The 19167-nt window shown below is 72.6% G+C and carries 20 protein-coding genes; 12 read left to right on the top strand and 8 right to left on the bottom strand.

The genetic code is table 11. The features are described from left to right. Nucleotides 1-63 precede the first annotated feature (63 nt). From ACWEN0_RS00100 to ACWEN0_RS00085, 4 genes are all read right to left on the bottom strand, one after another. Nucleotides 64-1257 carry a PucR family transcriptional regulator gene (locus ACWEN0_RS00100; protein WP_451967461.1) on the bottom strand — a complete coding sequence of 398 codons (1194 nt, stop codon included), beginning with the start codon at nucleotides 1255-1257 and terminating at the stop codon, nucleotides 64-66. A 24-nt stretch (nucleotides 1258-1281) separates the two neighbouring features. Continuing rightward, nucleotides 1282-2472: a helix-turn-helix domain-containing protein gene (locus tag ACWEN0_RS00095; protein ID WP_451969786.1), complete on the bottom strand. Its 1191-nt coding sequence runs from the start codon at nucleotides 2470-2472 to the stop codon at nucleotides 1282-1284. Nucleotides 2473-2854: 382 nt separating this feature from the next. After that, the gene (locus tag ACWEN0_RS00090; protein ID WP_451967460.1) at nucleotides 2855-3778 is read right to left on the bottom strand and encodes an alpha/beta fold hydrolase; all 924 of its coding nucleotides are present in this window, start codon (nucleotides 3776-3778) and stop codon (nucleotides 2855-2857) included. A gap of 324 nt (nucleotides 3779-4102) precedes the next feature. Then, on the bottom strand, nucleotides 4103-5311 hold the full coding sequence (locus tag ACWEN0_RS00085) for a PucR family transcriptional regulator (protein ID WP_451967458.1): 1209 nt from the start codon (nucleotides 5309-5311) through the stop codon (nucleotides 4103-4105). A 224-nt stretch (nucleotides 5312-5535) separates the two neighbouring features. Here ACWEN0_RS00085 and ACWEN0_RS00080 point away from each other — a divergent pair, with 224 nt between their 5' ends. Continuing rightward, complete coding sequence (locus ACWEN0_RS00080) at nucleotides 5536-6741, top strand: helix-turn-helix domain-containing protein (protein WP_451967456.1); 1206 nt, start codon at nucleotides 5536-5538, stop codon at nucleotides 6739-6741. A 56-nt stretch (nucleotides 6742-6797) separates the two neighbouring features. After that, nucleotides 6798-7502, top strand: a complete 705-nt coding sequence (locus ACWEN0_RS00075; RefSeq protein ID WP_451967454.1) for a GNAT family N-acetyltransferase — start codon at nucleotides 6798-6800, stop codon at nucleotides 7500-7502. Here the strand turns inward: ACWEN0_RS00075 and ACWEN0_RS00070 are convergent. Continuing rightward, nucleotides 7392-7925 (bottom strand): GtrA family protein, encoded by a 534-nt coding sequence (locus ACWEN0_RS00070; protein WP_451967452.1) that lies wholly within the window; start codon nucleotides 7923-7925, stop codon nucleotides 7392-7394. The two genes, ACWEN0_RS00075 and ACWEN0_RS00070, sit on opposite strands and share 111 nt — an antisense overlap. Before the next feature lie 40 nt (nucleotides 7926-7965). On the opposite strand from ACWEN0_RS00070, the gene ACWEN0_RS00065 reads away from it, so the two are divergent. Further along, nucleotides 7966-8553: a hypothetical protein gene (locus ACWEN0_RS00065; RefSeq protein ID WP_451967450.1), complete on the top strand. Its 588-nt coding sequence runs from the start codon at nucleotides 7966-7968 to the stop codon at nucleotides 8551-8553. Here the strand turns inward: ACWEN0_RS00065 and ACWEN0_RS00060 are convergent, their stop codons facing one another. Continuing rightward, the gene (locus ACWEN0_RS00060; RefSeq protein WP_451967449.1) at nucleotides 8554-9738 is read right to left on the bottom strand and encodes a lipase family protein; all 1185 of its coding nucleotides are present in this window, start codon (nucleotides 9736-9738) and stop codon (nucleotides 8554-8556) included. It lies immediately after the preceding gene. Next, the gene (locus tag ACWEN0_RS00055) at nucleotides 9735-10298 is read right to left on the bottom strand and encodes a hypothetical protein (protein WP_451967448.1); all 564 of its coding nucleotides are present in this window, start codon (nucleotides 10296-10298) and stop codon (nucleotides 9735-9737) included. The genes ACWEN0_RS00060 and ACWEN0_RS00055 overlap by 4 nt, the downstream gene beginning before the upstream one ends. 318 nt (nucleotides 10299-10616) lie before the next feature. Here ACWEN0_RS00055 and ACWEN0_RS00050 point away from each other — a divergent pair, with 318 nt between their 5' ends. The 4 genes from ACWEN0_RS00050 (at nucleotide 10617) to ACWEN0_RS00035 (ending at nucleotide 14586) form a co-directional block, all read left to right on the top strand. Beyond that, the gene (locus ACWEN0_RS00050; RefSeq protein WP_451967446.1) at nucleotides 10617-11843 is read left to right on the top strand and encodes a DUF6801 domain-containing protein; all 1227 of its coding nucleotides are present in this window, start codon (nucleotides 10617-10619) and stop codon (nucleotides 11841-11843) included. Nucleotides 11844-11904: 61 nt separating this feature from the next. Beyond that, nucleotides 11905-12948, top strand: coding sequence for a DUF6801 domain-containing protein (locus ACWEN0_RS00045; RefSeq protein WP_451967445.1), 1044 nt, complete (start codon nucleotides 11905-11907; stop codon nucleotides 12946-12948). A gap of 79 nt (nucleotides 12949-13027) precedes the next feature. After that, nucleotides 13028-13366: a YciI family protein gene (locus ACWEN0_RS00040; RefSeq protein ID WP_451967444.1), complete on the top strand. Its 339-nt coding sequence runs from the start codon at nucleotides 13028-13030 to the stop codon at nucleotides 13364-13366. Nucleotides 13367-13416: 50 nt separating this feature from the next. Further along, a complete protein-coding gene (locus ACWEN0_RS00035) occupies nucleotides 13417-14586 on the top strand; it encodes an RNA polymerase sigma factor (protein WP_451967443.1) in 1170 nt (389 codons plus the stop codon). Here the strand turns inward: ACWEN0_RS00035 and ACWEN0_RS00030 are convergent. Continuing rightward, complete coding sequence (locus ACWEN0_RS00030; protein ID WP_451967441.1) at nucleotides 14583-14921, bottom strand: hypothetical protein; 339 nt, start codon at nucleotides 14919-14921, stop codon at nucleotides 14583-14585. The genes ACWEN0_RS00035 and ACWEN0_RS00030 overlap by 4 nt on opposite strands. Nucleotides 14922-15116: 195 nt before the next feature. On the opposite strand from ACWEN0_RS00030, the gene ACWEN0_RS00025 reads away from it, so the two are divergent. Genes ACWEN0_RS00025 through ACWEN0_RS00005 form a run of 5 tightly spaced genes read left to right on the top strand, consistent with a single transcriptional unit; the run spans nucleotide 15117 to nucleotide 19090 of the window. Then, the gene (locus ACWEN0_RS00025) at nucleotides 15117-16313 is read left to right on the top strand and encodes a PP2C family protein-serine/threonine phosphatase (protein WP_451969784.1); all 1197 of its coding nucleotides are present in this window, start codon (nucleotides 15117-15119) and stop codon (nucleotides 16311-16313) included. Further along, nucleotides 16310-17830 (top strand): sensor histidine kinase, encoded by a 1521-nt coding sequence (locus ACWEN0_RS00020; RefSeq protein WP_451967440.1) that lies wholly within the window; start codon nucleotides 16310-16312, stop codon nucleotides 17828-17830. The genes ACWEN0_RS00025 and ACWEN0_RS00020 overlap by 4 nt, the downstream gene beginning before the upstream one ends. Next, complete coding sequence (locus ACWEN0_RS00015; protein WP_451967439.1) at nucleotides 17827-18267, top strand: response regulator; 441 nt, start codon at nucleotides 17827-17829, stop codon at nucleotides 18265-18267. Before ACWEN0_RS00020 ends, ACWEN0_RS00015 begins: the two co-directional genes overlap by 4 nt. 47 nt (nucleotides 18268-18314) lie before the next feature. After that, a complete protein-coding gene (locus ACWEN0_RS00010; RefSeq protein WP_451967438.1) occupies nucleotides 18315-18674 on the top strand; it encodes an STAS domain-containing protein in 360 nt (119 codons plus the stop codon). A gap of 8 nt (nucleotides 18675-18682) precedes the next feature. Then, nucleotides 18683-19090 (top strand): ATP-binding protein, encoded by a 408-nt coding sequence (locus ACWEN0_RS00005; RefSeq protein ID WP_451967437.1) that lies wholly within the window; start codon nucleotides 18683-18685, stop codon nucleotides 19088-19090. Nucleotides 19091-19167 lie beyond the last annotated feature (77 nt).

Genomic DNA, 19167 nt, shown 5'->3' with positions numbered 1-19167 from the left:
GTGATTGGGGAGGCATCACGTGTGATTGAAGGGGCATCACGTGTGATTGAAGGGTCGACACGGTCAGGTCAGGGTGGCGCGGAGGGCCAGGATCATCTCGAAGCGGTCGTCCGGGTCACGGAGGTGGTCCGCGAAGAGGGTTTCCAGCTCTTGGGCCCGGGCCCGGACGGTCTGGGGGTGGATCGCCAGGCGGTCCGCGACCTCGCGGACGTTGCCGCACGTCTCCAGCCAGGCCAGCAGCGTGCCCGCCAGGCGGTTGTACTGCTTCGGGGTCAACGCCGTCAGCGGGCCCAGGCGGCGGCGGGACACCTCCGTCGCCAGGAACGGCTCCTTGCGCAGCCAGAGCGTGGCGAGGTGGTCTTCGCACCAGGTCAGGGGCTCGTCCGGGAGGACGTCGGCCACCAGGCGCAACGCTTCCTGCGCCGTCGCCAGCGAACGGGCCGCCTGGCGTGGCGGCACCGGCGGGCCGACCACCGCCCGGTGTCCCGCCAAGGCCGTGGCCAGCGACGAACGCTCGGCGGGCGCCGGCAGCAGCAGCCGCGGGGTCCCGTCTTCGAAGTCCTCCAGCGCACCCAGCCCCGTGACGTCCGCCGGCCCGTCCAGCGCCACCGCCACCACCCGGTGCGGCAACGGCCAGTCCGCGGCCGTCGCGGCTTCCTGGACCGTCCGGGACGGGGACGGCGGGTCCGCCAGCAGCAGGTCCAGCAGCCGACGGCGACGCCGTTCCAGCGCGCCCGCGGCCCGGGCCTGCGCGGCCGCGTGCCCTTCGATCGACAACGCCGACAGCTCGTCGATGTAGGCGAAGATGGCCTCGGCCAGCAGGCACAGGGTCGCCGACGGCACGCCCGCCCGCGTCCCCACCTCGGCCATCCGCCGCCACGTGACGCGCGCGCCGACCCGGTAGGCCGCCTGCAGCACGTCGAGGTTGCGGCCCTGTGCGAGCTCGTGGACCCCCAGCCCGACGAACACCTTCCGCCGCGAGTCCGGGATCGGCCCGGACGCGGCGATCCGGTCGATGAACTGCAGGATCGCCGCCTGCACGCCCGCCCGCAGCGCCTTGCCGAACGCGCCGTCGAGCGGCCGCGCGTAGTCCGGGATGGTCCGCTGGATCTCGCGCAGCACCTCGTCGGCGACGTCGAGCATCCGCGGCCGGAACACCGCGGCCAGCTCGCGGGGGAGCAGGGCCCACAACTGGCCCGGCCGGCCGTCGCCGCCCAGCATCGGCCCGAAGGCCGTTTCGACGGGTGCTCCCGTCATCGCCCACCTCATCGTCGAGTCGGGTCAGGAGCCGAGCAGAGCCTCCGCGCGCAGCGCGATCTCCATGTCGAGCCGGTCGTCGGCGTTGTTGAGCCGGTCGCCGAACAGGTCGACGAGCTGGTGCATCCGGTACCGCACGGTCTGCGGGTGCACCTTGAGCTTCTTCGCGATTTCGGGCGCGCTGCCGCGGGACTGCAGCCAGATCAGCAGTGTCTCGCCGAGCCGCGCGCGCTGCTTCGGCGTGAGGTCGCGGAACGGCTCCAGGCTGCGCGTGCACAGTTCGCGCACCAGGAACTCGTCCGAGAGCAGCCACAGCGTGGACAGGTGGTCGGTGCAGCGCGTCAGGGCCGCGTCCGGCAGGACGCCGCGCTGGACGAGCTTCAACGTCCGGCGCGCCCACAGCAGCGACCGCGGCGCGTCGGCGAGCCGCACGGTCGGGCCGATCACCGCGCGCCAGCCCTGCAGCCGCTCGGTGAGGTTCTTCAGGTGCTTCTCCGGGTCGCCGGTGACCAGGCACGGCTCGCCGCCTTCGAGGTCGACGAGGACGTCGGAGTGCAGGTCCGGCGCGGCGAGGCTGTGCTGGTCGGCGCGGGGTTCGAGGGCGACGACCGTGACCTCCGACGGCAGCGTCCACTGCGCGGTCGCGGCCTGTGCGGTGATGGTCTGCGGGGCGGACGGCGGGTCGGCGAGGAGCAGTTCGAGCAACCGTCTCCGGCGCCGCGCCCGGGTGCCCGCGGCGCGGGTCTGCGCCGCCGTGTAGCCCTCGATCGAGAGGGCGGAGATCTCGTCGACGTAGGCGAAGATCGCTTCGGCGCTGGTGCACAGCATGTCCGCGCCGAGGCCCGCGGCCTGGCCGAACTCCGAGATGTGCCGCCACGCGACGCGCCCGCCGACCCGGTAGGCCGTCTGCAGGCAGTCGAGGCTGCGGCCCTCGTTGAACTCGATCTTGCCGAGGTTGCGGAACACGGTCGTCCACGTCTCGAGCGGCACGGCACCGGGCGTGCCGACACTGTCGAGGCACTGGATGATCGCCTGCCGGACACCCTGCGTGATGATGTGCCCGAACGCGCCTTCGAGCGGCTGGCGGTATTCGGGCACCGCGCGCTGGACCTCCTGCAGGATGGCCCTGGCCAGCGGGTCGACCCGCGGCTTGAAGCGGATCGCCAGCTCGCGCGGCAGCGACGCCCACAGCCCGATGGCGCCGGAAGCGCGCACGGGCCGGGGTTCGCCGGAGGTCCGCTGGGCCGGCGGGTAGGCGGTCCGGGGCCGGTCGGCCGACACGGACTGCTGCCGGTAGGCCGGTCCGGAGGAACGTTCGCCGGGGGTGGGCCGGACCACGCGCTGGGCGGGGCCGGCGAACCCGGTGTCCACGTCGGTCATGTGTTTTATCCTTGCTGGCAACAAAACCGGCCTCTTCGTCGTCGAAGCCGGTCCGGATTTTGTGGCTCAGGCAACATAATTTCGCGCGAACGGCACTGTCAACGGGTTCTCAACTGACTTTGCGGTAACCCGTCCGGTCTACACCCGAACGGGTGGAAGGGCGCGACGTCAGGTGACACTTCCGCCGGGACGGGATGGTGTGCGGGTGACAACTTTTTCAAGGGGCATGATTCGCGGTCATCAGGCGTGCGACGACGTCGTCGAGCGTCAGCCGCGCAGGCTCGGTCCCCCGGACGAACTCGTTCAGCAGCAGGCAGAAACCGTCCGGGTCCGCCACGTGTGGAAAGTGTTTCACGTTCTCCCGGACGGTCAAGCGGCCGTTCGGCAGCAGCCCGGCCGTCCGCCGCCCGTGGGTCACCGGGATGAGCGGGTCGCGCGCGCCCCAGACCAGCAGCGTCGGCACGGCTTCGGCCAGGTAGAGCTTCTCCACGGCGCTCGCGCGCTGGCCGCGCAGGTCGATCAGGCTGCGCGCGATGGCCAGGAACGCCCGCCGCCGCGCCGGGTCGGCCAGCGAGCCGAAATGCCGGGCCAGTTCCTGTGTTTCAGCGTTCAACGACCCGCCGAGCCGCCGGCCGAGCCGGGCCGCGGCCCGCGCGATCGCGAGCGTCACGCGGTTCACCGCGCACGCGAGCACGGCCCGGGCGCCCGGCAGCGCCGTCGCGCGCAGCACCACGCTCACCTCCGGGCCCAGCCCGGCGCTGGCGACCAGGACGAGGCGGTCGCACATTTCCGGGAACTGGTAGGCGAACTGCATCGCGATCCCGCCGCCGAGCGAGTGGCCGACGACGGTCGCGTGCCGCACGCCGGACACCGCCAGCACGTCCCGCACGATGCTCGCCATCGCGCCGAGACCGTAGTCCGCGCGCGGCGCCTCGGATTCGCCGTGGCCGGGGAGGTCCAGGGCCAGCACGCGCCGGCCGAGCGCGTCGCACCGGCGCAGCACCGGCTTCCAGGTCTCCGCGCTGCCCGCGATCCCGTGCAGCAGCACGACCGCTTCGTCGCCCGCACCTGTCGACGGCGTGTGCTCGTGCAGCCGGATCCGGCGGCCGTGCAGCGTCAGGGTGTGTGTCTCGAGGGTCATCGGCCGCCTTTCTCGCGGACCTGAAAATAGGGCATCCGACTGCTCGCACCCGCTGTGTCGAACGCCACTGTGCGTCAATTCGGCTCGTGCATGACAAGAACGCCGCCGGAAAGGCGGTCTCGCATGCGGGTTTCCGCGATTAATCGGTAATGCCTCTCGACATTCCCCGGGCGGGGCGGGTATTCCTCGAACATGGCCGCAATGACGCACCGGACGCGCTGATGTCCTGCCGCGCGAGTTTCTCCGTCTCCTCCGGAGCGCCCGGCGTGCGCCGTCCGTGGCGGCGCCTGCTGCCGATGCCGGTGCGGGCGCTCGACCGCCTGGTCAGCGCTCCCGATCACCGTCCGGCCGGTGCGCGCGCATCAGCCGCTGAGCCCGCAGCGCCAGCTGCATCCCCAACCGGTCGTCGGCGTCCTTGAGGCGGTCGCCGAAGAGCTCCTCGAGCTGCCGCAGCCGGTTGCGCACGGTCTGCGGGTGCACCCCGAGGCGCTGCGCGATCTCCGGCGCCCCGCCGCGCGTCTCCAGCCAGGCCAGCAGCGTTTCGCCCAGCCGCTCGCGCTGCTTCTCGCTGAGGGACGCGAACGGGTCGAGGCTTTGGCGGGCCAGCTCGGCGGCCAGGAAGTCCTCCGCGAGCAGCCAGAGCGTGGCCAGGTGGTCGCGGCACCAGATGAGCGGGCCGGGGACGTCCGGCCCGGACAGCAGCAGGGCGCGGCGGGCGGTGCGCAGCGCGGCCGGCGCGTCGGCCAGCGGCACGGTCGGGGACACCGCGGCCCGCCAGCCGTCGAGCTTGGCCTCCAGGGGCGCCAGGTCGGCGTCGGGATCGCCGGTCAGCAGGTGCGGCTCGGGGCCGTCGAGGTCGGCGAGGACGCCGTCGCCGAGCAGGTCGGCCGGGAAGTCGGCGGCGTCGGGGCCGCGTTCGAGGGCGACCATCGCGGCCGTCTCCGGCAGCGGCCAGCCCGCGCCGCCGGCCAGCTCGGCGATGCTGCTCGCGGCGCCTTCGGGGGCCTGCACGATCAGCTCCAGCAGCCTCCGCCGGCGGACCGGGACCGCGCCTTCGGCGTCCGCCTGGGCCTGTTGGTAGCCCTCGATCGCGGTGGCGCACAGCTCGTCGACGTAGGCGAAGATGGCCTCGGCGGCGACCGAGATGACGGCCGGGTCGACCCCCGCGGCGACGACGCCGGGGTGCATCGCCCGCCAGGCCACCCGGGCCCCGACGGTGGCGCTGTCCTGCAGCGCGTCGAGGGTGCGGCCCTCCTCGAACTCGATGCGGCCGCGCCCGCGGTAGAAGTCGACCCAGTGCTCGTGGGACAGGGCCGGGTCGCCCATCGAGTCGACGCAGTGCTGCACGGCGTACTCGACGCTGCGGACCAGGACCTTGCCGAACACGCCCTTGAGCGGCTGGCCGTAGGCCGGGACCGTGCGCTGGACCTCCTGGATCATCGAGGCCGCGGCGTGCCCGACGTGCGGGCGCAGGCCGGCGCCGAGCGCGCGCGGCAGCGAGGCCAGCAGGCGGAAGCTGCGGTACTCGACCACGAATCCCCCTTCTCACGTCCCGGAGGGGACGAGCGTATCCGAACCGGGCGGTGTCCTTACCCGGATGTGTCACTGAAAAATCAACGACGAGTTCCCGGGGTTCCCTGAAAGAGTGACACGAACACATCCTTTTGACACGGACGGGTACGAGTTCTACGCTCCGTGGCAGATGGTGGGGGCCATTTCCGAGGTGTCAATTCCCTGGGCGGAGGACCGAATTCCCCATGCGCGGTTCCGCTGCTTCCGACGGCTCGGTGTGGGCGAGGCTCCCCCACGAGCTCGGCGACGCCGTGCGCCCGCGGATCCCGGAGATCGCGCGGGCCTGCATCGACGGCATCGCCCGCGAGATTCCGGAATATTCCGCGATTTTCGGTCCCGGCCCCGAGCGTGTCGCCGCGATCGAGCAGGCGCGGCGCGGCATCGAGCGGGACATCGACCGTGTCGGCACGCCCGCGATGTGGCAGGCCGACCGGCTGGCCGAGTTCCACGGGCACGGGCGCCAGGCGTTCCACAGTGGTCTGAGCCGCGAAGCGGTGCAGGCGGCCGTGCGCGTGTCGAGCCGGGTGACGTGGCGCTGGATCGCCGACATCGCCCGCGAAGCCGGCCTGTCCGGCGACGTCCTGTACGGCGCGGCGGAGGGGATGTTCGCCGACGTCGAGACGTCGATGGCGGCGGTCGCCGAGGGTTACCGCGCGGCCGAGGCGGCGATGTCCGGCACGGGCGAACGGCACCGCCGGCTGCTGCACGCCCTCCTCAGCGGCCGCACACCGGCCGAAGTGGACGGTCTCGTCGCGGCGTCCGGGCTGCGCGTGCCTGCCCAGGTGGCCGCGGTGGCGTTCCGCGCGCTGCCGGGCGCGCCGGAGTTCCCGCCGGGCCTGCTGCCGGACCACGTCCCGGCCGACCCGGCGGGCGACCCGCCGGCCGCGCTGACGTCCGCCCCGGACGTGGACCTGGCGGAGCTGGCCGCCCTCCCGGCGGGCTGGACGGCGGCGGTCGGGCCCCTGGTCCCGCTGGCCTCGGCGCCGGAGTCGTTCCGCGTCGCCCGCCGCGCGGTCGACCTGGCCGCACGGGGACTCCTGGACGTCCCGGGCCCGGTCGTCTGGTGCCGCGACCACCTGACGACGCTGCTCCTGCTGGCGGACGAGTTCCTCGTCGAGCAACTGGCGTCGACGACTCTCGCGCCGCTGGCCGGCCTTCCGGACCGGCGGCGGGAGCAGCTGGCCGAGACGTTGCTGGCCCTGGTCCAGACCCGCGGCAGCGCGCCCGAGCTGGGGCGGCTGCTGGACCTGCACCCGCAGACGATCCGGGCCCGGCTGAAGAAACTGGGCGAGCTGTTCGGGGCGCGCTTGGACGACCCGGGCGAGCGGCTGCGGCTGGAGCTGGCGTTGCTGGCGGAACGGGCGCTGCCTGCCGTGGCCGGTCGTGAGTGAGAAAGCCGCCGGATCGGCTCTGGAGGGAGGGCCAGAGCCGTCCTAGGCTGCCCGGCATGACCGGATTGCTCACCGAGCGGCTGCGGCAGGCTGCCGACAACGCCGTCGCAATGTGGACCGCTCTCGGGCGGGCCCGGGGTGACCGCGTTCTCGAACGGCCCGGCTTCACCGCGATCGACGGCCGGCGGTTCCGGATCATGGTGCGGTCCGCGAACCCGGGCGACGCCGCCGTCGACGAGCTGACCGAGCTCGCGCGGCTGCGGCGGCTCGACGGCCGGACCGTCGTCGTCGAGGATCCGTTCCGGACGCTCGACCTGACCGATCTCGGGATGAGCGCGCGGCAGCTGCCCGTCATGGTGCGCGAGCCCGCGCCCGTGCCGGACGAGCCGACGGTCACCCGCGTGCGGACGCCCGCCGAGCTGGCGCGGGCCGAGGGCGTCATCGTCCACGGCTTCCCGCTCGAGGAGTACCAGCCGGCCGAACCCGGGACGGTCTTCCCGCCCGGGCTGCCCGCCCAGGCCTTCTTCCGCCGGGGAGACGAAGGTGCTTGCCTCACCATGGCCCACGGCGGTGTCGGCGGCGTCTACTGGGTCACGACGATGCCCGAGTACCGCTCGCAGGGCGTCGGCCGCGCCCTGATGCACGCCGTCCTACGGCACTTCGACGACCGTCCCGTCACGCTGACCGCTTCCCGGTCCGGGAAGCCGCTCTACGACAAGCTCGGGTTCACCACTCTGGGGGACGCCGACTGGTGGCGTTGACCGCGGGAACACCCACCGCCGGTAGCCATACCAGCGGAACGCCGTACCGGACAAAGTGCCCAGCACCATCCCGGCGACGAAGTCTGCGACCTCCTGGACGAAGTACGTCACGTGCGGTGTCTCTAGCCCCAGCGCGTACCGCGAGAGGAGCGGCGGCACCAGGTTGACGGCCACCGCGCCCGCGTTGACCACGAAGAACAGTCCGGCCTCGCGCAGCCGCCGGTGCCCGCCGCGGCCGGCGAACGACCAGCGTCGCGACAGCAGGTACGCGAACGCCGTCGACGCCACCGTCGCGAGGAAAAGCGCAGTTACCGGTTTCTCCCGCAACACGGTGAGCTTCAGGCTGTAGTCGCCCAGTAGGGTGACCCCGTACGCGGCCAGGCCGACGACGGCGAAGCGGAGCAGCTCTCGCGGCTCGGGCATGGTTCCTCCGGGGTGACGCCGACAGGGTGGAGGTCTTTCGATGGCACGCAAGGGCGGGGAGGGCGAGATCCCCTCGGTCGCCGAGCTGGTGAACCTTTCGGAAACGAGGCCGCTGGTCATCCGCGGCGAACTCGACGCGAAGCTCGCCGAGGAACCCGCGCCCGAACCCCAGCCCGATCCGCTCGCCATCCTCGACGCGGAACCGGCCGCCCCCGAACCCGACGAGCGCCCGCGCGAGGCCCCGCCCGCCGACCGCTCGCGCCGCGCCTACCCGTACGTCTTCGGCGCCGGCGCGGCCGTCGCGCTCGGCCTGGCCGCCGTCGTGCTGTTCCAGCCCCAGCAGGTCGGCGGGTCGGCCGTCCCGCCGCCCGGGGCGAGCGTCCCGGCCGCGCCGCCGCCCTCGAGCGAGGGGGTGGAGACGATGAGCGCGTCCGCCGCGCCGCCGCCGATGACTGCCCAGGTGCGCGACTCCCCGGTCCGGACCACGAGCGCGCCCGCCGCCGCGGGGCGCAAACCCGCGCACCCCACGACGGCGGCGCCGCCGGCCCAGGACGAGTGGCAGCAGTACGTCAGCTCGGTGATCAGCTCGTGGCAGCAGCAGCACCCGCACGGCCGGCCGAACCGCTGATCAGCAGCTCGCCGGCGCCGGCTTCCCGGCGATCCGGTCCTTGACGAACGCCAAGACGTCCGCATTGCCGGTGTAGACCAGCGTGATGTGGTCGGTGTCGTAGGTCTTCCACGTCTGGGCCACCCCGGCCGCGCAGTACGCCTTGTGCAGGCTGTCGGCCTGCGCGAACTGCACCAGCTGGTCGCCGGTGGCGTGGTAGAGGAACACCGGCACCTTCGGCGGGCTGCCGCCGAGCTTGTTCTCGTTGAGCCGGGCGACCCACGCGGGCTTGATGTAGCCCGGGCTCGTCGTGTAGTCCGCGATCTTCTGGTTCGCGTACGTCGTGAGCAGCTCGAACGTGCACGCGCTCTGCTTCATCTCCGCCAGCTTCGCGCGGCCGTTGTCGCTGAGGAACGAGTCGAGCTGCAGCTCCGGGTAGGCCTGGTCGAGGCCGAGGAGTGCGTAGGCGAAGACGCCGAACCCGAACTTCCCGTCGAGCTGCAGCGTCACCTGGACGAGGTCGGCGGGGACGCCGCCGGCCGCGATCCCGACGAGGTTCAGCTCGGGCGCGTACGCCGGCTGCAGCTCCCCGGCCCACGCCGCGGCGCCGCCGCCCTGCGAGTAGCCGCGGAAGACGACCTTGGCCGTCGAAGACAGCCCGGCCGCGGCCAGGCGCTGGGCCGCGCGGACCGCGTCGATCACCGCCGGGCCTTCCGACCGGCCCACGACGTACGTCGTCTTCGGCGTGCTCTGGTAGCCCTCGTAGTCCGGGACGGTCACCGCGTAGCCCGCGTCGAGCAGGTCGTCGAGGCCCGGCTGTTCGTAGAACGCGCCGATGTCGATCATCTTCGACGGCGTGCAGCCGAACGCCGGGCCGTGCGTGCCGGGCGCGAACGCGACGATCGGGGCGGTCGCGCGGTTCGCGGTCTTCGGCACCAGCACGGTTCCGGTGACGGCGTCGGGCTGCCCGAGGGCGTTCGTGGACAGGTACATCACCTGCCACGCGTCGACGGAGTCCTTGCGCGGTCCCGCTTTCGACGGCCGCCAGCGGAGGACGTCGCCCGGCTTGCCCGCGGGCAGCGGCGACGGCGGCGTGTAGAAGGAGTCGTCGGCCGGGCCGGGCGCCGGGTCCGCGGCCGCCACCGGGGCGGCGAGCGCCACGGTCAGCACCGACGCCACGAGCAGGGCGAGCGCGCGGCGCGTCACGAGCCCGTCCCGTAGACGCGTTTGCAGGTCGCGGACTCGCTGAAGGCCAGGTTGAGCTCGGGGTTGGCCTTGAGGTCCTTGATCGGGCCTTCGGGATCGCTGAGCTGGCCCATGGTGGTGTCGGCCTCGGAAATCACCTGCCGCAGGCTGGGCTGGTCGGTCACCTTCGCCTGCTGCATCCTGGTTTTCGTCTCGGCGAGCTTGGTCTTCGTCTCGGTCAGGTTGCCGGTCGCCTTGTCCACAGCGGACTGTCCATCCGGGACGGGCGGGACGCCGGCGGTGCGCAGGCCGCCCGCCATGTCGTCGAGGGCCGATCCCAGGCGGCCGAGGAAGTCGACCATCGCGTCCCGGGTCTTCACCGGGTCGGCGTCGTCGACGGCGGGCGGCTGAGACAGCTTCGCCGAGCCCGCGGCGACCCCGGTGCACACCTTGTCGACCCAGGCGAGCGCGGCGGGGTCGGCGTGCCGGCCCGGGTCGGCCGGGGCGTCCGACCCGCAGGCGGCACACGACAGAAGTGCGGCCGCCGCCATTGCGAGCACCGCGCTGTGCATTCTTTTCATGAGTTTCGAAGCTACGCGGAGCGGTCGCGGGCGAGCAAGAAGAGAATGGCCGGTTGGCACGTGCGTCAACATTGTGCGGTGTGGATTTGTCACGCTCGTCAGCGCTTCGGCGATGCCTTTGTGCTGGGGAAACCTTCCCCTGCCTGCTAGGAACCCGGGCCGGGTGACGTGCTGGGGTGACAATTTGCGGAGCAGGCGTTGCCTTTTCACTGAAAGCCCTTGATCGGCGCCGTCCGCGCTCGTTAGCTTACGGTCCGGTCGCGATTCTCGAATAGCGCGGGCCGTTTCGTATCACTGTTGATACACGGAAGGACCATCGTGAGTCACCCAAGAGGCAAGAAGAAGACGGTCGCGGCCGCCGCGGCCGTGGGCGCGGTGGGGCTCGTCGCCACCGCGCTGGTCGTCGGCGCGCAGGCCAGCGCCGCCGACCCGATCTCGCTGACCCTGAACTACCACTGCACGCTGCCGCTGGTGGGGTCCCAGTCGCTGAAGGTGGTGATCAACACCGACCTGCCGACCACGGTGAACACCGGCCAGCCGACCGGCGCGTTCGACATCAAGGCCGTGTCGACCATCAACGCGGACACCGTCGCGGGCCTGAGCCTGATCGGCGCCACGACGATCGAGGGCACCGCGACGGCCGCCGCGACCGTGGCCGCGCCGAGTCTCAACCTGCCGGTCAACGTCCCGATCACGCTGGACAAGACGAACATCCCGGCGTCGGGCGAGCTGAACATCAACGCGTCGGGCAAGACGCCGTCGCTGACGTTCACCCAGGCCGGCCAGGCGAAGATCACCGTCGGCGACCTGCAGCTCAAGGTCACCCCGCGCAAGGCCGACGGCTCGGTCACCGGCATCACGCCGGACGGCACGATCGACGCGCCCTGCACGCAGGACGCGGGCCAGAACAACACCCTGGCCACGATCACGATCGCCGGTGGCGGCGGGACGACCCCGCCCACCACCACGCCGCCCACGACGACACCCCCGACCACCACGCCGCCGACGACCACCCCGCCCACCACGACCCCGCCGGGCGGCGGCATCAAGTACTCCTTCGGCATCACCGGGTCGACGTCGCTGAAGTCGCTCGGCAGCACCGCGCCGATCTCCGGCTCGTTCGACGCCGACGTGGACCTGGCCGCGAAGAAGTTCACCGGCACCCTGCAGCTGAACCCGACGCACACCGACTTCAAGCTGTTCGGCTTCATCCAGGGCAGCTCGGACGTCAAGGTCGTGCCGAACGGCCCGCAGACCGGTGAGCTGGTGGGCACCGGCTTCAAGGCGCACATCAAGTTCGACACGTTCCTCACCACGGTCAACCTGTTCGGCATCCCGATCAGCACCGACCCGAAGTGCGGCACGGTCAGCTCTTCGACCAGCGAGATGACCACCGGTCCCGACTTCGACCTGCTCAAGGGCGGCAAGCTGTCGGGCACCTACTCGCTGTCCGCGCTGCAGAACTGCGGCTCGTTCAACGACATCATCAGCGCCTTCGCCAAGAGCGACGGCAACACGCTGGACCTCGTGCTCGCCAAGAAGTGACCCGAACTGCCGGCCCCCGTCGCGCCGCGGCGGGGGCCGGTGCCACGAGAAGGGACTGCCCGTGCGGATCGCCCGGTCGCTGCTCGCCGCCTGCGTGCTCGCGCTCGCCGTCGTCACGCCCGCCCAGGCGTCGACGCCGGTCGCCAAGAAGCTGAGCTTCACCTGCCCGTTCCCGTTGATCGGCCTGCAGCAGCTGGACGTCGAGGTGAAGGCGTCGTTCGAGGTGCCGTCCGCGCCGGGCGGCACGTTCACGACCTCGGACCTCGCGGTCGCGGTGACCGTGCCGGACAAGTCCACCCGCGGCTTGGCCCTGGTCGGCGCGGCGAGCATCGAGGGGACGGCGTCCGCAGGGGTGACGCTGACCAACGGGCCGCTGACGCTGCCGTTGAACCTGCCGTTGACCGTGGCCAGGACGGCGGTGCCGCAGTCGGGCCCGTTCACCACGAACGCGTCCGGCTCGGTGCCGCCGGTGCAGCTGCCGAACGCGGGCAAGACGACCCTGACGATCGGCGGCTTCAGCGCCCGGCTCACGCCGAAGAAGGCCGACGGCTCGTTCACCGGGCTCGGCTCCTTCACCTCGGACTGCACCCTCGACCCGGGCCAGGACCCGGTGCTGCTGAGCTTCGACCTCGGCGCGTCCGCGCGCGACTACGGCGTTTCCGGGACCACGACCCTGAAAGCGCTCGGGGCGAGCGCGCCGGTCACCGGGTCGTTCACCGGGTTCAGCCCGGCGTTCGACCGGACGCGGGCGGAGTTCAAGGTCTTCGGGTTCGTCCCCGGGACGGCCGACCTGCGGTTCAGCCCGGACGGCCCGCAGACCGGCGAGCTGGCCGGCGACGGGTTCGTCGCGCACGCGAAGCTCGCGTTGGCGTTGCCGCAGGTGACGCTGTTCGGGCTGCCGGTCGCCGACGCGGGCTGCCGGGCGAGTGCGTCCATCCCGGTCGACCTGCGCACCGGCAGCGGGTTCACCCTGGCCACCGGCGGGCCGCTGACCGGCAGCTACGCGATCCCGGCGCTGGCGGACTGCGGTGCGTTCACCGCGTACCTCAGCTCGCTCGTCCAAAGTGACGGCAACACGTTCGTGCTGACGCTGACCCCGCGCTGACGGAAGTTCCCCGCTGTTGTCGATTTCGCCGGTCCTCGCGTGACGGGGTAGGAAAGGACCACGAGCGAGAGGACCGACCATGGCGCAGTACGCGGTGCTGATCTACGAGCGAGTGCCCGCCGAAGACCTGCCGAAGGAGATCATGGACCGGCACCTCGGCCTGCCGGACCGGATCGCCGGGCTGGGCGGCAAGGTGACCGCGGGGCTGGCCCTGCAGCCGAACGAGACGGCCACCGCGATCCGCGGCGACCTGGTGACCGACGGGCCGTTCGTGGAGACCAAGGAGGTCCTGGCCGGGGTGTACCTGCTCGAAGCCCGCGACCTCGACCACGCGCTGGCCTGCGCGAAGCTCACACCGGTCGTCGAAGGCGGCGTCGAAGTCCGGCCGCTGATCGACTTCCAGGTGGTGCCGGGCTGACGTCCGCCGCCGACGCCGTCGCCGAAGCGCACCGTCGCGAGTGGGCCTACGTGCTCGCCGCGACGGTGCGGGTGACGCGCGACCTCGACGAGGCCGAAGAGGCCGTCCAGGACGCCTACCTCCAAGCGCTCGAGCGCTGGGAAAGCGACGGCGTCCCGGACCGGCCCGGCGCGTGGCTGACCACGGTCGCGCGCCGCAGCGCGCTCAACGGCGTCCGGCACCGGGAAGTGCTGCGGCGCAAGCTGCCGCTGCTCGTCGAGCCGGCCGTCGCCGAGCCGCCCGAGCCCGCCGGGCCGATCCCGGACGACCGGCTGCGGCTCGTGTTCACCTGCTGCCACCCGGCGCTCGCGCAGGAGGCCCAGATCGCGCTGACGCTGCGGCTGGTGTGCGGCGTCGCGACCGCCGACATCGCGCACGCCTTCCTGGTGCCCGAGCCGACGATGGCCGCCCGGATCACCCGCGCCAAGAAGAAGATCACCGCCGCGCGGATCCCGTACGCGGTGCCTTCGGCGGGCGAGCTGCCCGCGCGCGTCTCCGTCGTGCTGACCGTGGTGCACCTGCTCTACTCGGCCGGGCACACCGCGCCGTCCGGCGGCGACCTGGTGCGCGACGAGCTGACCGGGCGCGCGCTGGACCTCGCGCGGATGCTGCGGACCCTGCTGCCCGCCGACACCGAGGTCGCCGGGCTGCTCGCGCTCCTGCTCGTCCAGCAGGCCCGGCGCGCCACCCGGACCGACGACGCCGGGCGGCTGCTGCGCCTGGCGGACCAGGACCGCTCCCGCTGGGACCGCGAGCTGGTCGCCGAAGCCGACCGGCTCGTCGTCGAGGCGCTGAAGGGCGGGCCGCCCGGGCGGTTCGGCGTGCAGGCCGCCATCGCCGCCCTGCACGCCCAGGCCCCGAGCTACGCCGACACGGACTGGCCGCAGATCCTGGCCCTCTACGACGTGCTGCTGCACCTCTGGCCGTCGCCGGTGGTGGCCCTCAACCGCGCTGTCGCGTTGTCGATGGTCGACGGGCCCGAGGCGGCGCTGGCCGAGATCGCCCGCCTGGAGGACGGCGGCCGGCTCGCCGGGTACCGCTACCTGCCCGCCACCAAGGCCGACCTCCTGCACCGCCTCGGCCGTGACGCCGAAGCGGCGGAGGCGTACCGGGCCGCGCTCGCGCTGGCCGGCAACGCCGTCGAGCAGGAGTTCCTGGCCGCCCGGCTCGGCGGGGCCTAGAACATCAGGACGTACCCGGCGAGCGAAAGGACCAGCGCGGCCAGGAAGAACCCGCCGTGCAGCCCGGCGCCCAGGGCGAAGTCCGCGACCAGTTGCACGACCAGGTCCGCGATGCCGAGGACCCCGACGACCGCCAGCGTCGTCCGGGCGCCCTTCACACCGCGGTGGAGGCCGTAGACGAGCAACGCCCACAACCCGGCGCCGAGGACGTACACGAGCACGGCCACGGGGAGCGGGACGGCGGCCTCGACGGGCGTCCGGCGGCCGCCCAGGAGCGAGCCGGCGAACCAGCACGCCGTGGCGCCCCACCAGGCGAAAGCGGCGCGCGGGGACATGGCGGCAGCCTAGGTCCGGGCGATCGGGTTCCGGCACGGTCACGACCCGAACCGTTACCCGCCCGGTGTCACACCGGAGTGCTATAAAACGCTACCTCCGTGGGACCGGTTTCACGGCCGTAGGCGGCCGCCTCCGGTGCCGCTAGGGTGATCGTCTGGATGTGCTGGCCGAAGGCAGCCGAACGGGAGACGCCGGTGACCGCCGCGCACGACTCATCGTGGGATCCCGGCACCCGCTTGCGCGTGCTGCTGGTGGAGGACGACGACGGCGACGCGCTGCTGGTCGAGGAGATGCTGGCGGACACGTCGGTGCCCTTCTCGCTCGAGCGCGTCGAAACGCTCGCCGCCGCGCTGGCCGGCCCGCTCACGGCCGACTGCGTCGTGCTCGACCTCCAGCTGCCCGACGCGATGGGCCTGAGCGGGCTGACGAAGCTCGGCCAGCACGCGCCCGGCGTCGCGATCGTCGTGCTGACCGGCGGGCACGACCAGGCCACCGGCGTCGCCGCGGTCGCCGCCGGCGCGCAGGACTACCTCGTCAAGGACCAGGTCGACGGGCCGCTGCTGGTCAAGGCGCTGCGCTTCGCGCGCGAACGCAAGCGCGCCGAGCAGGTCGAGCAGCAGTTCCTGCAGCAGCAGCTGCTGGCGCGGGAGAACGCGCGGTTGGAACGCGGCCTGCTGCCCGTTCCGCTGCTGCGCGACCCGCACCTCGACCTGGCCTCCCGCTACCGCCCGGGCCGCAACGGCTCCCTGCTGGGCGGCGACTTCTACGACGCCATCGAGCTCGCCGACGGCACCGTGCACATGATGATCGGCGACGTCTGCGGCCACGGCCCGGACGAGGCCGCGCTCGGCGTCGCGCTGCGGATCGCGTGGCGTTCCCTCGTGATGGCCGGCCTGCCGATGCCGGACGTGCTGAGCATGGTCGAGCGGGTCCTCGTGCACGAGCGGATCGAGCCGCTGTTCGCCACCGTCTGCATGGTCGTCGTCGCGCCGGACCGAAGATCCCTGCGGCTGTCGCTGGCCGGGCACCTCCCGCCCCTGCTCTTGACGGCGGGCGACGGGCACCTGCTCTCCGGGACGCTCCTCGGCGTCCCGCTCGGCGTCGTCGAGGGCACGAAGTGGGAGTCCCTCGAAGTGCCGCTGGAACCGGGCTGGTCCCTGCTGCTCTACACCGACGGCGTGTTCGAAGGCCGCGTCGGCGCCGGGTCCGAGCGGCTCGGCCACGAGCGGATGGCCGCGCTGGTGCTCGAAATCCGGCACCGGAGCGGCCTCGACGGCACCGAGCTGCTCGACGAGCTGATCGCCCGCGCCGAACGGCTCAACTCCGGCCCGCTCGACGACGACGTCGCACTCGCCCTGCTCAGCCACGACCCGGGGGAGCGCACGCGATGACCGCCGACGAGCGCGGCTGGCCGGTCCGCCGCTGGCTCACCCTGCTCGCGCTGACCGAGGCGGTGCTGCTGCTCGCGGCCCTCGCGGGCGGCGGGATCGCGATGAACAACCTCACCGACGCCCGCAACCGCCTGCTCGACGTCATCGGCGGGCAGCGGCTCGCCGCCATCCAGCTGTCGACGGCCCTGCTGAACCAGGAGACCGGCGTCCGCGGCTACCAGCTCGGGCGGCAGCCGGAGTTCCTGACCCCGTACACCGACGGCGTGCGCTCGCAGGCCGACGCCGTCGCCCAGCTGCAGCGGCTCGGGGCCACGCCGGGCACGCAGATCGGCGACGACCTCGACCGCGTGCAGCAGGCCGCGAAGGCCTGGCAGGTCACGGTCGCGCCCACCATCACCCCGGGCGCGCCCCCGGTCACCGCGGCGCAGGCCGACCGCAGCCGGACCCAGTTCGACGCGGTCCGCGGCGCCCTCGACGCGCAGGCCGCGCACCTGGTGACGCTGCGCAACGAGGGCCGGGCCGACCTGGACGGCGCGGCGAACTTCCTGACCGCGATGCTGGTGGCCGTCGGCGTGCTGATCCTGCTGCTGTTCGCGGTGCTGTTCCTGGGGCTGCGCCACGTCATCACCCGGCCGATCCTGCGGCTGGCCGGCGAGGTCCGGCAGGTCGCCGACGAAGACGTCCACCGCCCGGTGCACGGGACCGGGCCGCGCGAGATCGCCCAGCTCGGCACCGACGTCGAGGCCATGCGGCAGCGGATCCTGGACGAGGTCGCCGAGCTGGAGCGGGCGCACGCGATGCTGGACCGGCGCACGCGCGAGCTGGAGCGGTCCAACGCCGACCTGGAGCAGTTCGCGTACGTCGCGTCGCACGACCTCCAGGAGCCGCTGCGCAAGGTGGCGAGTTTCTGCCAGCTGCTCCAGCGGCGCTATTCGGGCCTGCTCGACGAGCGCGGCGAGCAGTACATCGAGTACGCCGTCGACGGCGCGAAACGGATGCAGGTCCTGATCAACGACCTCCTGGCGTTTTCGCGGGTCGGCCGCAACCCCGGCAAGCACGTCGTGGTCGAGGCGGGCCGGCTGGTCGACGACGCGCTCGCGAACCTCGAGGTCGCGCTCTCGCTGAGCGGCGGCAAGGTGGAGCGCGGCGACCTGCCCGAGGTGCGCGTCGAGCAGGCGCTGATGACGGCGGTGTTCCAGAACCTGATCGGCAACGCGCTGAAGTTCAAGGGCGAGACCCCGCCGGAGGTGCGCGTCACCGCCGAGCGCGACGGCGACGACTGGGTGTTCTCCGTGTCGGACAACGGGATCGGCATCGACGCGGAGTACGCCGAACGGGTCTTCGCCCTGTTCCAGCGGCTGCACACGCGCAGCGCGTACCCGGGCACCGGGATCGGCCTGGCCCTGTGCCGCCGGATCGTCGAGTACCACGGCGGCCGGATCTGGCTCGACACCGAGGCCGCGGGCACCACGTTCCGCTTCACCCTGCCGGCCGCCGAGGATAGTGGGGACGCATGACGCAGGCGCCTGAACCCATCGACATCCTGCTCGTCGAGGACGATCCCGGCGACGTGCTGATGACCCGGGAAGCGTTCGAGCACCACAAGATCCGCAACGCGCTGCACGTCGCGAGCGACGGCGTGGAGGCCCTCCGGTTCCTCAACCGCGAGGCGCCCTTCGAAGCGGCGCCACGGCCCGGGCTGATCCTGCTCGACCTCAACCTGCCCCGCAAGGACGGCCGGGAGGTGCTCGCGGACATCAAGCAGGACCCGGACCTGCGCACGATCCCGGTGGTCGTGCTGACGACGTCCGAGGCGGAGGAGGACATCGTGCGCAGCTACGACCTGCACGCCAACGCCTACGTCACCAAGCCGGTCGACTTCGAGAAGTTCGTCGAGGTCGTCCGGAAGATCGACGACTTCTGGGTGACCGTCGTCAAGCTGCCGTACCGGTAGGCGCCGTCGATGGCGTGGCGGCGGGGATTGCGGCACGATAAGAGGCCGTGACCTCTTCATCGCGGGATCTTCCCGCCGTCGAGCTGGCGGTCACGCTCGACCGGCGGGACAAGGCGGCCGTGCTGCGCGTGGCGGGGGAGATCGACCTGCTGAGCGCGCCGGAGTTCGAGGAAGTCGTCGACGCGGTGCTGGCCGGCGGGCCGGAGACGCTGGTGGTGGACCTGCGCGAGGTGACGTTCTTCTGCTCGGCGGGCCTGCAGGTGCTGGCGGCGGCGCACCGGCGGCTGCCCGAACGCGGGCTGCGCGTGGTGAGCGACTCGCCGGTGACGTCGGGACCGCTGAAGACCACCGGACTCGACACGTGGATCACCGTCCACGCGACGGTCGACGAAGCGCTCGGCCGGTGACGCCCCCGATGCCGGAACCGGTGTTCACGTGCCACGGGGTGCAGGCCTCGCCCGAAGCCCTGCGCCGGCTCCGGCACGAGCTGATGGCGTGGGTCGTCTCGGTGGGCGTCGAGGCGGCGCGGGCCCAGGACATCGTCCTGGCGAGCTACGAAGCGTTGGCCAACGTGGCCGACCACGCGTACGACGGTGCCGGGCCCGGGGTGGTCGACCTGGACGCTTCGGCGTTCCCGGACCGGGTGGAGGTCGTCATCCGCGACCACGGCACGTGGCGGACCCCGGTGGTGGACCCGCGCCCGGTTTCGTTGCGGGGGCGCGGATTGCTGCTGCTGCGGGCGAGTGCCGACCGGGCGGACATCTCGTCCGGCGAGTCCGGGACCGTGGTCACGCTGGCCTGGGACCTGGCGCCGGTGTCGTGAGGGGTGGGGGGGGGGGGGGTGTGGCCGCCGCCGCACAACACAGCCACGCCGGCCGCCGCGTGGCCTGGGGCCTTCCG

It is taken from the genome of Amycolatopsis sp. NPDC004378 (assembly GCF_053602455.1).
This window is presented reverse-complemented; position numbering and strand designations above follow the sequence as displayed.

Bases quoted from the DNA above. Each gene is read 5' to 3' on its own strand.
- ACWEN0_RS00015 (WP_451967439.1), top strand. From the start codon at position 17,827: ATGACGCAGGCGCCTGAACCCATCGACATCCTGCTCGTCGAGGACGAT.
- ACWEN0_RS00100 (WP_451967461.1), bottom strand. From the start codon at position 1,257: ATGACGGGAGCACCCGTCGAAACGGCCTTCGGGCCGATGCTGGGCGGC.
- ACWEN0_RS00090 (WP_451967460.1), bottom strand. From the start codon at position 3,778: ATGACCCTCGAGACACACACCCTGACGCTGCACGGCCGCCGGATCCGG.
- ACWEN0_RS00065 (WP_451967450.1), top strand. From the start codon at position 7,966: ATGGCACGCAAGGGCGGGGAGGGCGAGATCCCCTCGGTCGCCGAGCTG.
- ACWEN0_RS00070 (WP_451967452.1), bottom strand. From the start codon at position 7,925: ATGCCCGAGCCGCGAGAGCTGCTCCGCTTCGCCGTCGTCGGCCTGGCC.
- ACWEN0_RS00075 (WP_451967454.1), top strand. From the start codon at position 6,798: ATGACCGGATTGCTCACCGAGCGGCTGCGGCAGGCTGCCGACAACGCC.
- ACWEN0_RS00055 (WP_451967448.1), bottom strand. From the start codon at position 10,298: ATGAAAAGAATGCACAGCGCGGTGCTCGCAATGGCGGCGGCCGCACTT.
- ACWEN0_RS00080 (WP_451967456.1), top strand. From the start codon at position 5,536: ATGCGCGGTTCCGCTGCTTCCGACGGCTCGGTGTGGGCGAGGCTCCCC.
- ACWEN0_RS00005 (WP_451967437.1), top strand. From the start codon at position 18,683: ATGCCGGAACCGGTGTTCACGTGCCACGGGGTGCAGGCCTCGCCCGAA.
- ACWEN0_RS00020 (WP_451967440.1), top strand. From the start codon at position 16,310: ATGACCGCCGACGAGCGCGGCTGGCCGGTCCGCCGCTGGCTCACCCTG.
- ACWEN0_RS00040 (WP_451967444.1), top strand. From the start codon at position 13,028: ATGGCGCAGTACGCGGTGCTGATCTACGAGCGAGTGCCCGCCGAAGAC.
- ACWEN0_RS00030 (WP_451967441.1), bottom strand. From the start codon at position 14,921: ATGTCCCCGCGCGCCGCTTTCGCCTGGTGGGGCGCCACGGCGTGCTGG.